The 14812-nt window shown below is 65.5% G+C and carries 13 protein-coding genes; 4 read left to right on the top strand and 9 right to left on the bottom strand.

From position 1 onward, the window contains the following. Positions 1-7: 7 nt before the first annotated feature. Positions 8-1279: an MFS transporter gene (locus QRN11_RS03665; protein ID WP_285249923.1), complete on the bottom strand. Its 1272-nt coding sequence runs from the start codon at positions 1277-1279 to the stop codon at positions 8-10. A 95-nt stretch (positions 1280-1374) separates the two neighbouring features. Between QRN11_RS03665 and QRN11_RS03660 the strand changes: the two genes are divergently transcribed. The 3 genes from QRN11_RS03660 to QRN11_RS03650 all read left to right on the top strand — a co-directional run bounded on the left by QRN11_RS03660 (position 1375) and on the right by QRN11_RS03650 (position 4112). Further along, on the top strand, positions 1375-1860 hold the full coding sequence (locus QRN11_RS03660) for a Fur family transcriptional regulator (RefSeq protein WP_142060582.1): 486 nt from the start codon (positions 1375-1377) through the stop codon (positions 1858-1860). 7 nt (positions 1861-1867) lie between these two features. Beyond that, positions 1868-3349, top strand: a complete 1482-nt coding sequence (locus QRN11_RS03655) for a catalase (protein WP_285249922.1) — start codon at positions 1868-1870, stop codon at positions 3347-3349. A gap of 127 nt (positions 3350-3476) precedes the next feature. Beyond that, entirely contained in the window at positions 3477-4112 is a 636-nt protein-coding gene (locus tag QRN11_RS03650) for a DUF2461 domain-containing protein (protein WP_285249921.1), read from the top strand. Positions 4113-4114: 2 nt separating this feature from the next. On the opposite strand, the gene QRN11_RS03645 is transcribed toward QRN11_RS03650, so the two are convergent. From QRN11_RS03645 to QRN11_RS03610, 8 genes are all read right to left on the bottom strand, one after another. Further along, positions 4115-4474 carry a nuclear transport factor 2 family protein gene (locus tag QRN11_RS03645; RefSeq protein ID WP_285249996.1) on the bottom strand — a complete coding sequence of 120 codons (360 nt, stop codon included), beginning with the start codon at positions 4472-4474 and terminating at the stop codon, positions 4115-4117. A gap of 223 nt (positions 4475-4697) precedes the next feature. Next, positions 4698-6260: an amino acid permease gene (locus QRN11_RS03640; protein ID WP_142060588.1), complete on the bottom strand. Its 1563-nt coding sequence runs from the start codon at positions 6258-6260 to the stop codon at positions 4698-4700. A 174-nt stretch (positions 6261-6434) separates the two neighbouring features. Then, entirely contained in the window at positions 6435-6842 is a 408-nt protein-coding gene (locus QRN11_RS03635) for a DUF779 domain-containing protein (RefSeq protein WP_285249920.1), read from the bottom strand. Continuing rightward, positions 6842-7864, bottom strand: coding sequence for an alcohol dehydrogenase AdhP (gene adhP, locus QRN11_RS03630; RefSeq protein ID WP_285249919.1), 1023 nt, complete (start codon positions 7862-7864; stop codon positions 6842-6844). Before adhP ends, QRN11_RS03635 begins: the two co-directional genes overlap by 1 nt. A gap of 36 nt (positions 7865-7900) precedes the next feature. After that, complete coding sequence (gene exaC, locus QRN11_RS03625) at positions 7901-9424, bottom strand: acetaldehyde dehydrogenase ExaC (RefSeq protein WP_285249918.1); 1524 nt, start codon at positions 9422-9424, stop codon at positions 7901-7903. A 214-nt stretch (positions 9425-9638) separates the two neighbouring features. Then, positions 9639-10979, bottom strand: a complete 1341-nt coding sequence (locus tag QRN11_RS03620) for a helix-turn-helix domain-containing protein (RefSeq protein WP_285249917.1) — start codon at positions 10977-10979, stop codon at positions 9639-9641. Positions 10980-11084: 105 nt separating this feature from the next. Further along, the gene (locus QRN11_RS03615) at positions 11085-12518 is read right to left on the bottom strand and encodes an FAD-dependent oxidoreductase (RefSeq protein ID WP_285249916.1); all 1434 of its coding nucleotides are present in this window, start codon (positions 12516-12518) and stop codon (positions 11085-11087) included. Between the two features lie 101 nt (positions 12519-12619). Further along, on the bottom strand, positions 12620-13618 hold the full coding sequence (locus tag QRN11_RS03610) for a DNA topoisomerase IB (protein WP_091416187.1): 999 nt from the start codon (positions 13616-13618) through the stop codon (positions 12620-12622). Between the two features lie 84 nt (positions 13619-13702). Between QRN11_RS03610 and rarD the strand changes: the two genes are divergently transcribed. Further along, positions 13703-14782, top strand: a complete 1080-nt coding sequence (gene rarD / locus QRN11_RS03605; RefSeq protein WP_285249915.1) for an EamA family transporter RarD — start codon at positions 13703-13705, stop codon at positions 14780-14782. The last annotated feature ends 30 nt before the right edge of the window (positions 14783-14812 follow it).

The raw sequence follows: 14812 nt of genomic DNA, 5'->3' as shown, positions 1-14812 counted from the left end.
CGGCTTTCTACGGAGCCGGGTTCCGCGCGTCGTATTTCTGGAATCCCGGCTGCAGCCTCGCCGCCAGCCACGCCCCCATAATGCACAGCAGCCCGCCGAACAACAGGACCCACCCCTCGGCCACCATCTTGGTGGCGCCGCCGGCCAGCAGATCGCCGATTCGAGGGCCGCCTGCCACCACCACGATGAACACACCCTGGAGCCGGCCGCGGAGGTGGTCCGGCGCGGCGGCCTGGAGGATGGTGTTGCGGAAGACGCTGCTGATCGAGTCGGCGATTCCAGCCAGTGCGCAGCACAGTGCAGCCGGAAGCAGCCAGAAGGTAACCTCCCCGTCCGGGGAGCGGCCGGCGAGCACTGCCACCATGCCAAACGCGGCGATGGATGCACCCCACCCCATTACCGAGAAAACCACCGCGCTCCCCTGCCAGCGGACAGCGCCCAGGGGGCCTGAGAACAGCCCGGCCAGGAACGCTCCCACCGCTGTTGAGGCAAGGAGTACGCCCACCGTAGCTTCGCCGCCGCCGATCATCACAGCGCCGATGGCCGGCATGAGGGCGCGCGGCTGGGCGAGGATCATGGCAACCAGGTCGATCACGAAGGTCATGCGCAGGTTGGGACGGGTGCCCAGGAACCGGAACCCCTCGATGACCGAGCGGATGCCTGGCCTGCCGGGGCTTCCCGACGGCGGCAGGGGCGGCAGCCGGTAGACGGCCCACAGCACCAGGGCGAAGCTGGCGAAGTCGATGGTGTAGGTCCAGCCAAATCCCACCCATGCCACCAGCACGCCGGCCAGCAGGGGCCCGGCGGTCAGGGCAAGGCCGAAGGACATCATGCTCAGGGCGTTCGCCGCGGGCAGCAGTTCCTGGCGGATCAGCATGGGAAGGATGGCGCTGCGGGCGGGCTGGTTGATAGCCTGCGCGCCGCTTTGCACGGCCACAAGGAGATAGAGGACCCAGACGTTGCCCAGGTGCAGCCAGGACTGCAGGGCGATCAGGCCAGTGGTCAGCCACATGACCGTGCTGGCCAGCAGCGCCACGCGGCGCCGGTCGTGGGAGTCGGCGATGGATCCACCCAGGAGCCCGCCGATTACCAGGGGCACCAGGGCGAAGACGGCCAGCAATCCCACATAGAAGCTGTCCTGGGTCAGGCGGTAGATCTCCAGGCTCACTGCCACCAGGGTGAGCTGGCTTCCGACGGCGGATACGGCCGAGCCGAGCCAGAGCCGGCGGAAGGCGCGGCTCTCCTTGAGCGGCGTGATGTCAGCAAGCAGTTTCCCCACCCTGCAACCCTAATGTCGCCGGTGCCCCATACCGGTCACGGGAAGTTAGCCAAGCCTTATTGTGAGAAACTCAGAATAAGTGTTTCAATGGAGCCATGACGGAGCACTTTGACGGCCAGGAAGCATGGGCTGCCGCCCTGCGCGCCCACGGCCGCAGGGTGACCAAACAGCGGCTGGCGGTCCTCGCCGCCGTCGAACGCCACCCCCACTCCCCCGCCGAGAGCATCCTGGCTGCCGCCCGCGCCGAGCTCCCCGAACTGACAGCCCAGTCCGTTTACGTGGTGCTGGGGGACCTGACGGACCTGCACATGCTGCGCCGCTTCGAACCCCCGCACTCCCCCGCGCTGTATGAAACACGCGTCGGAGACAACCACCACCACGCCATCTGCATCAGCTGCGGCCGCGTTGAGGACGTGGACTGCGCCGTGGGGCACGCGCCCTGCCTCACGCCCCACTGGGATGAACACGCCAAGCCGATGACCATCCAGATCGCCGACGTAATGTACCAGGGCATCTGCCAGGACTGCCAGCAGTCCCAACAACTTCCTTCCAATCGTCCCTCAGAAGAAACACAGAAATAGGAGAACAATGACTGCCATTTCAACAACCCAGTCAGGTGCCCCCGTTACGTCAGACGCGCACTCGAAGTCAGTTGGTGCCGATGGTGCCATCATCCTGACTGACCACTACCTGGTGGAAAAGCTTGCCCAGTTCAACCGCGAGCGGGTGCCGGAGCGCGTAGTGCACGCCAAGGGCGGCGGTGCATTCGGTACGTTCAAGACCACCGAGGACGTGTCCAAGTACACGAAGGCAGCCTTCCTCCAGCCGGGCGCCGAGACCGAAATGCTGATCCGTTTCTCCTCCGTTGCGGGCGAGAACGGCTCCCCGGACACCTGGCGCGATCCCCGCGGTTTCGCCGTGAAGTTCTACACCTCCGAGGGCAACTACGACCTCGTGGGCAACAACACCCCGGTGTTCTTCATCCGCGACGGCATCAAGTTCCCGGACTTCATCCACTCCCAGAAGCGCCTGCCGGGCACGCACCTGCGCGACGCCGACATGCAGTGGGACTTCTGGACCCTGTCCCCCGAGTCCGCCCACCAGGTCACCTGGCTGATGGGTGACCGCGGCCTGCCCGCCTCCTGGCGTGAAATGCAGGGCTACGGCTCACACACCTACCAGTGGATCAACGCCGAGGGCGAGCGGTTCTGGGTCAAGTACCACTTCAAGTCCAACCAGGGCGTGAACTCCATGACCGGCGAGCAGGCTGAAGCCCTGGCCGGTTCGGACGCGGACTTCTACATCCGCGACCTGTCCGAGAACATCGAAGCCGGCAACTTCCCGTCCTGGGACCTGCACGTCCAGGTCATGCCGTACGAGGATGCCAAGACCTACCGCTTCAACCCGTTCGACCTGACCAAGGTCTGGCCGCATGCTGACTACCCGCTGATCAAGGTGGGCACCATGGAGCTGAACCGGAACCCGGAGAACTACTTCGCGCAGATCGAACAGGCCACCTTCGCGCCGTCGAACTTCGTGCCGGGCATCGCCGCTTCCCCGGACAAGATGCTGCAGGCCCGCATCTTCTCCTACGCGGACGCACACCGCTACCGCGTGGGCACCAACCACGCCCAGATCCCGGTGAACCAGCCCAAGAACCAGGTCAACAACTACAGCCAGGACGGCGCCGGACGCTACCTGTTCAACGCTCCCTCGGTTCCGGTCTACGCCCCGAACACCTTCGGCGGTCCCGCTGCGCTTGAGCCGCAGAACCCGGCCGGCGGCTGGGAGAACGACGGCGAGCTGACCCTCGCCGCGCACTCCCTCCACGCCGAGGACAGCGACTTCGTCCAGGCCGGCGCGCTGTACCGCGAGGTCTACGACGACGCCGCAAAGGCCCGCTTCCTGGACACCATCACCGGTGCCGTGGGCGGCGTCAAGCGCTCCGACATCAAGGAACGCGCCATCCAGTACTGGACCAACGTTGACGCCGAACTCGGCGCCAAGCTGCGCGCCAACCTCGGCGCTGCACCGCTCTCCGAGGCAGAAGCCGCCAACAAGATCGGCTGATCCAGCCCCTCTCTGAGTTGCTGAAAACCACCCCGTCACGGGTTTCCGTGGCGGGGTGGTTTTTTCTTTTTCCACATAGGTATTGTTCGCCATGGCCGCCGGTGGCTGCTGTCCCTAGGATCGACGCATGACAACTTTCCAGGGCATCCCCGCCGGCGCCTTCGAGTTCTACCAGGAGCTGCAGGAGAACAACACCCGCCAGTGGTGGCAGGAGAACAAGGACCGCTACCAGACGCTGGTCCGGGAGCCGTTCCTCGCATTGCTGGCCGGGCTGGAGCCCAGGTTTGGTCCCGGCAAAATCTTCAGGCCAAACCGGGACATCAGGTTCTCCCAGGACAAGTCGCCCTACAAAACCGCCCAAGGCGCCTTTGCATCCGTCCAGGAAGGAGTGGGCTTCTACCTGCAGGTCAGCGCGGACGGGCTCCTGGTGGGCGGCGGATACCACTCCCACACCCCGGCCCAGCTGGCCCGGTACCGCAACTCGGTGGACGCTTCAGGAACGGGCGAATCACTGCGGCACATTGTCGAAGCCGTGGCGGCTGCCGGTTTTATGGTGGAGGGAGAGAAGCTCAAGACCGTCCCGCGCGGGTACCCGCAGGATCACCCCAGGGCCGAACTCCTCAAACACAAATCCCTTTCCGCCGCCACCGACCTGGGACAGCCGGCGTGGCTGGCCACTCCTGCCGCCCTCCAGGAGATTGCTGCTTTGTGGGATGAGCTGCGGCCGCTGGTGGACTGGGTGGGCCGGCACGCAGCACCGTAGCCTCAACCGGCTGTGTCGGGAGCCAGTTCCACATTGTAGGAGCGGATGCGGACCACCCGCCCGTCCATAAAGTCGTAGATATCGCAGGATGCCACCCGGCTGAGGCTGCCATCCGCTGAAAGGTACCGGGCAACGCTGTCCACCACAACAGCCGCAGGTCCGGAAACCATCCGGAATTGGTCGAACGTGGTCTGCACATCCTGCAGGTCGCGGGCCAGGGATGAACAGACATCAACCATCGCCGGCTTGCCGGCCAGGACTTCCCCTCCCACAAGCTCCCACGCAACATCGTCATGGATCTGGGGAAGGGCCTCTTCAAACCGGTGGCTCGAAAAAGCGCCTGCCACCTGCTCCATCGTCATCTGCACAACGCCCACGTTCCTTCCAGCCATCCCGTGGCCCGCCGCCACAGGTGCACTTTTATTGAACTGCAGACTCCGTCCTGCCGCACTCCCAATTCTCGCTCCGACCGGCAGGCAAACGCAGAACCGCCCGCTGATTCCAGGATCAGCGGGCGGTTCTGCGGCTCCGGCGTCAGCCACGACCAGCGCTCAGGCGCAGGTCAGCGCCAGGCGCAGGTCAGTGTCAGGCGCGTGTCAGCTCGTCCTCGTCGTCGGCCGACGCCACCGGAGTACCAGCTTCCACAGGACCCCCGTTGACGGCGGTGTTTGCCGTGGCGAACCTCTCGTTCAAACGGGAGTGGCGCTGGCCGTAGGCGAAGTAGATGGCCAGGCCGATCGCCAGCCAGATGGCGAAGAAGATCCAGGTCTCCACGGCAAGGTTCGTCATCAGGTAAAGGCACAGCACGGCGGACACAACCGGCAGGACCTTACCGAAGGGAACGCGGAACGCGGGCTTGAGATCCGGACGCTTCTTGCGGAGCACCAGGATGCCCAGGCTCACCACCACAAAGGCGGACAGCGTACCGATGTTGATCATTTCCTCGAGCAGGTCCACGTTGGTCAGCCCCGCCACCAGGGCCACGGCGGCACCGCAGATGATCTGGAGGCGGACCGGCGTCGAGCGCTTGTCACTGGTCTTGGACAGCGCACGGGGCAGGAGGCCGTCGCGGCTCATCGCCAGTACCACCCGGGACAGGCCCATCAGGAGCACCATGATCACGGTGGTCAGGCCAACCAGGGAACCGAAGGCAATGACCTTGGCGGCGGAGGTGTCACCCACGGCTTCGAAGGCTGTGGTGAGGGTGGGGCTCTTCGCCTCGGCCAGCTGCGTGTAGGAGACCATGCCGGTCAGGGCCAGTGATACCAGGATGTAGAGCAGCGTCACCACGGCGAGCCCCCCGAAGATGCCCCTCGGCAGGGTCTTCTGCGGGTTCTTGACTTCCTCGGCCGAGGTGGCCACAACATCGAAGCCGATGAAGGCGAAGAACACCAGTGCAGCGCCGGCGAAGATGCCCAGGGTCCCGTATTGTGCCGGGGCGGCTCCGGTGAGGAACCCGAAGAACGACTGCTTCAGCACATCCGCGGCGCCGGCACCACCGGTGGGCTCGGCGGCGGGAATGAAGGGAGTGTAGTTTTCGAACTTCACGTAGGTGAAGCCGACGACGATCACAAAGAGCACCACACCGATCTTGATCAGGGTGAAGATGTTGCCCACGCGGGCGGACAGCTTCGTACCCAGCACCAGCAGTACCGTGAACACGGCAACGATGAGGAAGGCGCCCCAGTAGAGGTCCACCCCGCCCAGCGAGATTGCCGGCGGAATGTCGGCACCCATCAGCGCGAACACCTTGCTGAGGTAGATGCCCCAGTACTTGGCGATCACCGCTGCGGCCGTGAAGAGCTCAAGGATCAGGTTCCAGCCGATGATCCAGGCAAGCAGCTCACCCATCGTGGCGTAGGTGAACACGTAGGCGGAGCCTGCCACGGGAATGGCGGTGGCGAACTCGGCGTAGCACATGATGGCAAGGGCGCAGGTGACGGCGGCGATGGCGAAGGACAACGTCACGGCAGGGCCGGAGAAGTTGGCTGCGGCCTTGGCACCAACAGAGAAGATACCGGCACCCACAGCCACCGCAACGCCCATGATCATCAGGTCCCACGTGCTGAGGGACCGTTTGAGCTTGCGTCCGGGTTCATCGGCGTCAGCGATGGACTGCTCGATTGATTTGGTCCGGAGAAGGTTCATAGGGGGATCACAATCCTGATTTCTGATGGAAACAGACCTATCAACGATAGTGTCCATCCACTGGACGGTCCCAATTGTTCCGAATGGTGAGACGGCAGAGCTGCCAAACTATGTTCTGCATAAAGCGCTTGAGGCCCTCCAAATGGAGGACCTCAAGCCTGTAGGGCCGAAGTACTATGCCGGCCAATCCATCAGTGCGGACCGGATCAGGAACCGCTTGCCTTCGGGCGCTTCCACCGAAAATCCGCTGCCCCGCCCCGGCACCACGTCAACGGTCAGGTGCGTGTGGCTCCAGTAGTTGAACTGCTCCCGGGACATCCAGAACTCCAGCGGCTGCGGCTCCAGCCCCTCGGACACATCGAATATGCCCAGCAGCACATCCGAGTCACCGGTCAGGAAGTCTCCTGCCGGGTAGCACATGGGTGAGGACCCGTCGCAGCACCCGCCGGACTGGTGGAACATGAGCGGCCCGTGCCGAACCCACAGCAAACGCAGCAACTCGGTGGCCGCCGGCGTGAGCGCCACCCGGGAGAAGTCCTCCCCGGGCAGCGTCACTGCAGCATGGATGCTGTCCTGGGTCATCAAAACCTCAGGACCACGCGGCCGTCGATTTTGGCGTGTTTCATCTCGTCAAAAACCGCGTTGACCTCGGCGAGTTCCCGGACGGAGACCGTGGGATGGATCTTGCCCTGGGCGTAAAAGTCCAGGGCCTCCTCCAGGTCCTGCCGGGTTCCGACGATCGAGCCGCGGACCGTCAGGCCCTTGAGCACAATCTCGAAGATGGGCGCCGGAAAGTCGCCCGGCGGCAGCCCGTTGAACACAATCGTGCCGCCGCGGCGGACCATTCCAATGGCCTGCCCGAACGCTGACGGGTGCACTGCAGTGACCAGGACTCCATGGCAACCTCCGGTTTCACGCTGGATCACTTCCACGGGGTCTTCGTGCAAAGCGTTGACCGTCAGTTCGGCCCCGTGTGCCTTGGCGAGGGCGAGTTTGTCGTCGGCAATGTCCACCGCGGCAACCCGCAGGCCCATCGCCACGGCGTACTGCACCGCGATATGCCCCAGGCCGCCGATGCCGGAGATGGTCACCCACTGGCCCGGCTTGGCTTCGGTCATCTTCAGGCCCTTGTAGACGGTGACACCGGCGCAGAGCACCGGCGCCACCTCGACGGGGTCGGATCCCGCCGGTATCCGGGCGGCGAAGCGGGTATCGACGAGCATATATTCGCCGAAGGACCCGTCGACGCTGTAGCCGCCGTTCTTCTGTGCCTCGCACAGGGTTTCCCAGCCGGTGCGGCAGTATTGGCAGTCGCCGCAGGCGGACCACAGCCAGGCGTTGCCCACCATGTCGCCGACAGCAAGGTCGGTGACGCCGTCCCCGAGTGCCACCACTTCACCCACTCCTTCGTGCCCGGGAACAAAGGGCGGCGAGGGCTTGACCGGCCAGTCGCCTTCGGCGGCGTGCAGATCCGTGTGGCACACACCAGTGGTGAGCACCTTGACGAGGGCTTCCCCGGGGGCGGGCTTTGGGATGGGCAGGTCCTGGATCTGGAGGTCGGTGCCGAATTCGGTTACTACTGCTGCTTGCATTGTCGTCGTCATTGGCGAAATCCTTGCGTCGTTGTAGCGGTGGTGTTGTTAGAAGAAGCCGAGCTTGTTTTCGTTGTAGCTGACCAGCAGGTTCTTGGTCTGCTGGTAGTGGTCCAGCATCATGGCGTGGTTCTCGCGCCCGATGCCCGAGGACTTATAGCCGCCGAACGCGGCGCCCGCCGGGTAGGCGTGGTAGTTGTTGACCCAGACGCGGCCGGCCTGGATTTCGCGGCCAGCGCGGTAGGCGATGTTGCCGTTGCGGGACCAGACGCCGGCGCCCAGGCCGTACAGGGTGTCGTTGGCCAGGCCCATGGCGTCGTTGTAGTCGCTGAACTTCGTGACTGCCACCACCGGGCCGAAGATCTCCTCCTGGAAAATCCGCATCTTGTTGTGGCCCTCGAAGACGGTGGGCTGGACGTAGTAGCCCCCGGCCAGGTCGCCGGGCAGTTCGGCGCGGCCGCCGCCGGTGAGGACCTTGGCACCTTCCTGCTTGCCGATGTCGATATAGGAGAGGATTTTCTCGAGCTGGTCGTTGGAGGCTTGGGCGCCCACTTGGGTTTCGGTGTCCAGGGGGTTGCCCTGGATCATTTTCTCCACCCTGGCCACGGCGTCGGCCATGAAGGATTCGTAGATGTCCTCCTGGACCAGCGCCCGGGACGGGCAGGTGCAGACTTCGCCCTGGTTGAAGGCGAACAGCGCGAAGCCTTCCTGTGCTTTGTCGTAGAACGCGTCGTTGTCCTGGGCGACGTCGTTGAAGAAGATGTTCGGGCTCTTGCCGCCCAGTTCCAGCGTGACGGGGATGAGGTTCTGGCTCGCGTACTGGCTGATCAGGCGGCCGGTGGTGGTCTCGCCGGTAAAGGCAATCTTGCGGATCCTCGGGCTGGATGCGAGCGGCTTGCCGGCCTCCACGCCGAAGCCGTTGACGATGTTCAGCACGCCTGCGGGCAGCAGGTCGCCGATGAGTTCCACCAGGACCAGGATGGAGCTCGGCGTCTGCTCGGCAGGCTTGAGCACCACGGCGTTGCCTGCCGCGAGCGCCGGCGCAAGCTTCCAGACGGCCATCAGGATGGGGAAGTTCCAGGGAATGATCTGGCCGACGACGCCGAGCGGCTCGTGGAAGTGGTAGGCGGTGGTGTCGTCGTCGAGCTGGGAGAGCCGGCCCTCCTGGGCACGGACGGCGGAGGCGAAGTAGCGGAAGTGGTCGGCGGCCAGCGGAATGTCGGCGTTGAGGGTTTCGCGGATGGGCTTGCCGTTGTCCCACGATTCGGCGACGGCGAGCATTTCCAGGTTCTCGTCGATGCGGTCGGCGATCTTGTTCAGGATGGCGGCGCGCTCGGCCACGGACGTCTTGCCCCAGGACGGTGCAACCTTGTGGGCCGCGTCCAGCGCCAGGTCGATGTCTTCTGCGGTTCCGCGGGCTACCTCGCAGAAGGCTTCGCCGGTGACGGGCGTGATGTTTTCGAAGTACTGGCCCTTGACCGGGGCCACCCATTCGCCGCCGATCCAGTTCTCGTAGCGGTCCTTGAAGGTGACCTTCGAACCCTCGGTACCGGGCTGGGCGTAAACAGTCATTGCTAGCTCCTTTGCTGTGCAGAGGGCGGCTCTTGCTGCTGGCGGCCGCCGTTGGAATCAGCGTAGGAGCGGGCAGGTTGCAGTCAGGTTGCAACGCTGTCCCGGTGGTTGAGCCCGTCGAAATCCGGGGCTTAAGCGCGCAACCCGGTTTCGACAGGCTCAACCACCGGCGGGTGGGCGCGCAGTTTCGACAGGCTCAACCAACGGCGCCGGCTTACGCGCGCAGCTCGGCTTCCAGCCGCTCCAGGTCCGCGACGACGGCGGCCCGCTTGGGTGAGCGGGCGGGCAGGAGGCGCAGGGCGGCGCGGCGGACCCCGACGTCGTCCCTTGCCTCGGGAAGTTCGGCGTACTTGAGCAGCGACTCGGCGCTGCCGTCCGTGAGGACTGCCTCTCGCAGGAGCAACGAGACCTTGTTGCGCAGCTCCACGACGCCGGGCGCCTCGGACCGCGGCAGGACAGCGCCGCGGTAGATTTCCAGGGCGATGCGGTGCGCGCCGCGTTGCAGGCAGCTCAGCACCTGGCCGCTGTCCGGCACCACATCGACCGGAAGCCGATAGGGCCGGGAACCGGGAACGGCATCGGGGCTCAGTTGCTGGAGGACTTTGCGCAGGCGCACCATTTCAGCCCTCAGGGTGATGGTGGAACCCTCACCGGGATAGAGCAGGACGCCCAGTTCCTCAGCAGAAAGCCCGTCGGGGTGGGTGCTGAGCAGCGCCAGGATCTCGCTGTGCCGGGCGGAAAGAACAATGGTTTTTCCTTCCAGGCTGAGCAGTGCCTGGTCGCGGCCCAGCAGCTGCAGGCTGTTCCGGTACAGGCTGCCTTCCTTGACCCCCTGCCCCGGTGCGCGGGAAGCGGAAGCCGTGGCCCGGCGTCGTGCCGGCCTGTTCGCAAGCTCCGCGGCAAGCTGAAGGCGCTCCACCCGCAGCTGTGCCTGGGCGGCCGCTACTGTTGCCTCCACCAGCGACAGGGTATGCGGCGCCACCGCCGTGGCCGTGCCCGTGATGTCCACGACGCCGAGGACGGCACCGGAATCCGGGTCGTGGAAGGGCACCGCCGTGCAGCTCCAGGGGTGCACCGCCCGCTGGTAATGCTCAGCGCCGGCAATCTGGATGCCCCGGCCCAGGGCAAGGGCGGTTCCGGGGGCGCTGGTGCCCACCGTGGCCTCGGACCAGTCGGCGCCGGCAACAAACATCATGCCCTCTGCCCTGCGCTGCAGCGCCGGATCGCCCTCCACCCAGAGCAGCCGGCCCACTTCGTCGCCCACCGCCACCAGCAGGCCGCTGTCGTGGCTGGGCTGGACCAGGAGTTTGTTGATGACCGGCATGATGGCGGCCAGGGGGTGATGGCTGCGGTAATCCTCGAGCTCATCCCGGTCCATGGCCAGTGGAGCGGCAGGGTTGTCCGGGTCCGCCTTGAATCCGGCGGAGCGCTGCCACGATTCGCGGATCAGGTTGCGCAGGCCGCTGGAGGCATCGTGCAGGGAGCCGCCGTCGAGCAGCTCGTGGGCGGCCAGTGCGCCGCGCTGCAGCGGCTCCAGCTGGATCAGGTTCTTCATCGAACTCCTGTGCTGCCTGTAGGCACGGCGCTGCCGTGCCGGCCAAGGGGTGGTGGCAATTCTAACCCTGCCCTCCTCCCCCACCTAGGCCTGCCGGCGGGGTGGTCAGCCCCGGGAGATGCGGATCATCTCCTCGCGCGGCACCACCTTGATGCGTTCGCGCACCACATGGTCGAGGCCTTCGGGGCCGGTCCAGGCCGCGCCCAGGCCCGCTTCGTGGGCATCGAGCTTGTTCCAGCCTTCCCACGTGGTGTATTCGATGCCGCGTTCCTCCAGCAGGCGGATGATGGCCTGCGGATCGGGGTTCTGCGCGGGCGGCAGGGTGAGCCGGTCCTCCAGGAGGAAGCCGATGGTCTCCAACGCGTCGCCCTTGGTGTGGCCGATCAGGCCCACCGGGCCGCGCTTGATCCACCCGGTGGCGTAGATCCCGGGCACCGGGTTACCTGCGGCGTCCAGCACACGGCCGCCCTCGTTGGGGATGACACCGCGCTTTGCGTCGTACTCCAGTTCGTCCAGGGCCGAGCCGTGGTAGCCGATGGCGCGGTAGACGGCCTGCACGGGGTAGTCGATGAACTCGCCGGTGCCTTTGGCGTTGCCCGTGCCGTCAAGCTGCATGCGCTCAAACTTGATGCCTGCCACCTTGCCCGATCCGCCGTCGTCGTAAATCTCAACGGGACTGTGCAGGAAGTGCAGGTGCAGCCGGCGGGAGGAGGGGTTCTCCGATTCGGTATGCTCCTCCACGAGCCAGTTGGTGAGCGTGTTCACCATGGTCTTGATCTGGTTGTTGCTGCGGATGGCTTCGTCGGAGGCCTCATCGAACTCGAAGTCCTCCGGGTAGAGCACGATGTCCACGTCATTCATGTGGCTGAGCTCCCGCAGCTCCAGCGGCGTGAACTTCACTTGGGCCGGGCCGCGGCGGCCAAACACGTGCACGTCCGTCACCGGCGAAGCCTTCAGTCCCTGGTAGACGTTGTCCGGAATCTCGGTGCTGAGCAGCTCCTCCGGATGCTTGACCAGCATGCGGGCCACGTCCAGCGCCACATTGCCGTTGCCGATGACGGCAATCTCCTTGGCGTCCAGGGGCCAGTCCCGCGGCACGTCCGGGTGCCCGTCGTACCAGGACACAAAGTCGGCTCCGCCGAAGGAGCCCTGCAGGTCGATGCCCGGGATACCCAGGTCCGCATCCTTGACGGCGCCGGTTGAGAAGATGACGGCGTCGTAGAAGGCGCGGAAATCGTGGAGGGTAAGGTCCCGCCCGTAGGTGACGTTGCCCAGGAACCGGATGTCGCCGCGGTCCAGGACCTTGTGCAGCGCATTAACGATGCCCTTGATGCGGGGGTGGTCCGGGGCCACGCCGTACCGGATCAGGCCGTACGGCGCGGGGTAGGCCTCAAAAAGGTCGATACTGACTTCGAAGTCGCCCTCCTTCACGCCACTGGACTTTGTGAGGATGTCCGCAGCGTAGACTCCTGCCGGCCCGGCGCCCACGATGGCTACGCGGAGCGGACGTGTGGGGGTGGTTTCGCCGTGGTTGGACACTCGGAGCCCTTCTGACCGATGAGGATGCGCAGGTAGGAGCAGCGCACAGTCACTTATTCTAATTGGCCCCGGACCCCTGGCCGCGGAGCACAAAGCCGGCCTTATCCGCTTTTGGCCAGCGGAACCACATCGCCTTCGCGGTAGAGCAGCGCGCGCAGCTCGGCCTCGGCGGAGTCCGGCCGCTTGGGGTCGATGGTTTCGCCCTCGTGGTAGTGGTCCACCACGCGGGGGTCCACATAGCTTTTGCGCGCGATCGACGGCGTGTTCCCCAGTACTTCGGAGGCGTCCACCATCGCCCGGCTGATGGCCCGCTTCCGCTTCGCCGCCGTTCTCTGCGGGCCGGTCCTGGCAAGGCTGGCAGCCGCCGCCACCGTGCCCCGCAGGGTCCGGAAGTCCTTGGCGGTAAAGTCCGAGCCGGTCCGCTCCTTCACGTAGGCGTTGATGTCCGCACTGGTAACCGGCCGCCACTGCCGCCCGTCCTTGTACGCCAGGAGCCGGGCGTTGGGTCCCCGCCGCTTGAGCAGCCGCAGCAGGGCGGCAAGGTCGGCGTCGCGGATTTCCGACTCCCAGTCCTTGCCGCTCTTGGCAGGGAACCTCAACAGGATCCGGTCCTTGCGCACCTGCACGTGGGCGCAGAGCAGGGTGGCCAGGCCACGGCTGCCGTTCTCGTTGGTGTACCGCTCGGACCCCACCCGCAGTGACCCGCTGTCCAGCATCCGGAAGGCGGCCGCAAGGACCCGGTCTCGCGAAAATCCGTCACTTCGCAGGTCCATGGTTACCCGACGGCGGGCACCCGGCAGCGATTCGGCCAGCTGGAGCGCCCGGTTGAACTTCACCCGGTCCTTCCGCTCCCGCCATTCCGGGTGGTAGATGTACTGCCGCCGGCCCACCGCGTCCACGCCGGTGGCCTGGATGTGCCCGTTCTCGAACGGGGCAATCCAAACATCCGTCCACGCCGGCGGTATTCCGATACTTTCCAGCCGCTCGCGGACGGGCCCCGGTGGCAGGGTGGAGCCGTCCAGGTCCCGGTAACTGAAACCCTTGCCCGCCGCCACCCGGCGGTAGCCGCGGCCCGAAGCGTTGCTGCGCCGGAGCCTCATGGGGCGGTCTCCGGCCGGTCGGCGTAAGTCATAAAAGCAAGCCTACTGACTATTTGCCGGAATACCCGTCCTGGAAGTGATGTTATGGGTGTTGTGCCTTTTCCCGACGGATCCTCCTCCCCCGCCCACCTGCCCGCTCCGGCTACCCCAACGTCCTCGCCAGGGCCGGCTCCTGCAGCAGCAGTAAGCGGGGCACCCGCAGGCGGCGCCGGCACCAAGGGGGCGCCGAAGGCCGTGGACAAGGAGACGACGGCGGGGATCCTGTTTGGCATCGGCGCCTACGGACTGTGGGGGCTGCTCCCGCTGTACTTCTTTGTGCTGATGCCGGCAGGCGCCGTCGAAATTGTGGCCAACCGGGTGGTGTGGTCGCTGCTGTTCTGTGCGCTCCTCATCACGGTGACCCGATCATGGGGCACCCTGTCCCTGGCACTGCGGGACCGCTCCGTTTTTGGGACGCTTGCCGTGGCCGCTTTCCTGATCGCCATCAACTGGCTGACCTACACCTACGGGGTGACCACGGGACAGGCCGTGGAGGCATCACTGGGATACTTCATCAATCCGCTGGTTTCGGTCATGCTTGGCGTGCTGGTACTTAAGGAAAAACTGCGGCCGCTGCAGTGGGCGGCCGTCGCCATCGGCTTCATCGCCGTAGGAGTGCTCACCTATTCCTATGGAAAGCTCCCGTGGATTGCACTGACGCTCGCCTTCAGTTTTGGCCTGTACGGATTCGTGAAAAAGCGGGTTGGTCCGAAGGTGGATGCCGTCACCAGCCTCAGCGTTGAAACAGTGGTGCTGGCTCCGTTTGCTGCCGCCACCATGATTTACCTGGCGTCGGCCGGAACCGCCACCCTGACCACACAGGGGCCCGGCCATTTCTGGCTTCTGCTGGCTTCCGGCGTGATCACCGCGGTGCCGCTGGTGTTCTTCGGTGCCGCGGCACGCAGGCTCCCGATGACCACCATCGGGCTGCTCCAGTATTCAGCACCGGTGCTGCAGTTCATCCTGGCGCTGCTGGTGTTCAAGGAAGCAATGACCGTGGACCGCTGGATCGGGTTCGGCGTGGTGTGGCTGGCGCTGCTGGTCCTGACCGTGGACATGCTGCGCACCGCACGCAAGACGTCCGTGGCCCGCCGAAGGAGCAAAGCTTCCCTGAAATCCACCTGACCCACTGTTGCGGGGAAGCCCGGTGGAGTA

Origin of the sequence: Pseudarthrobacter sp. fls2-241-R2A-168 (assembly GCF_030209335.1) — a bacterium.
Classification (GTDB): domain Bacteria; phylum Actinomycetota; class Actinomycetes; order Actinomycetales; family Micrococcaceae; genus Arthrobacter.
This window is presented reverse-complemented; position numbering and strand designations above follow the sequence as displayed.

What these genes read in the sequence shown, in the direction of transcription:
- QRN11_RS03650 (WP_285249921.1), top strand. Translation starts at nt 3,477, where the DNA reads ATGACAACTTTCCAGGGCATCCCCGCCGGCGCCTTCGAGTTCTACCAG.
- QRN11_RS03660 (WP_142060582.1), top strand. Translation starts at nt 1,375, where the DNA reads ATGACGGAGCACTTTGACGGCCAGGAAGCATGGGCTGCCGCCCTGCGC.
- rarD (WP_285249915.1), top strand. Translation starts at nt 13,703, where the DNA reads ATGGGTGTTGTGCCTTTTCCCGACGGATCCTCCTCCCCCGCCCACCTG.
- exaC (WP_285249918.1), bottom strand. Translation starts at nt 9,424, where the DNA reads ATGACTGTTTACGCCCAGCCCGGTACCGAGGGTTCGAAGGTCACCTTC.
- QRN11_RS03645 (WP_285249996.1), bottom strand. Translation starts at nt 4,474, where the DNA reads ATGACGATGGAGCAGGTGGCAGGCGCTTTTTCGAGCCACCGGTTTGAA.
- QRN11_RS03620 (WP_285249917.1), bottom strand. Translation starts at nt 10,979, where the DNA reads ATGAAGAACCTGATCCAGCTGGAGCCGCTGCAGCGCGGCGCACTGGCC.
- adhP (WP_285249919.1), bottom strand. Translation starts at nt 7,864, where the DNA reads ATGACGACGACAATGCAAGCAGCAGTAGTAACCGAATTCGGCACCGAC.
- QRN11_RS03610 (WP_091416187.1), bottom strand. Translation starts at nt 13,618, where the DNA reads ATGAGGCTCCGGCGCAGCAACGCTTCGGGCCGCGGCTACCGCCGGGTG.
- QRN11_RS03635 (WP_285249920.1), bottom strand. Translation starts at nt 6,842, where the DNA reads ATGACCCAGGACAGCATCCATGCTGCAGTGACGCTGCCCGGGGAGGAC.
- QRN11_RS03640 (WP_142060588.1), bottom strand. Translation starts at nt 6,260, where the DNA reads ATGAACCTTCTCCGGACCAAATCAATCGAGCAGTCCATCGCTGACGCC.
- QRN11_RS03655 (WP_285249922.1), top strand. Translation starts at nt 1,868, where the DNA reads ATGACTGCCATTTCAACAACCCAGTCAGGTGCCCCCGTTACGTCAGAC.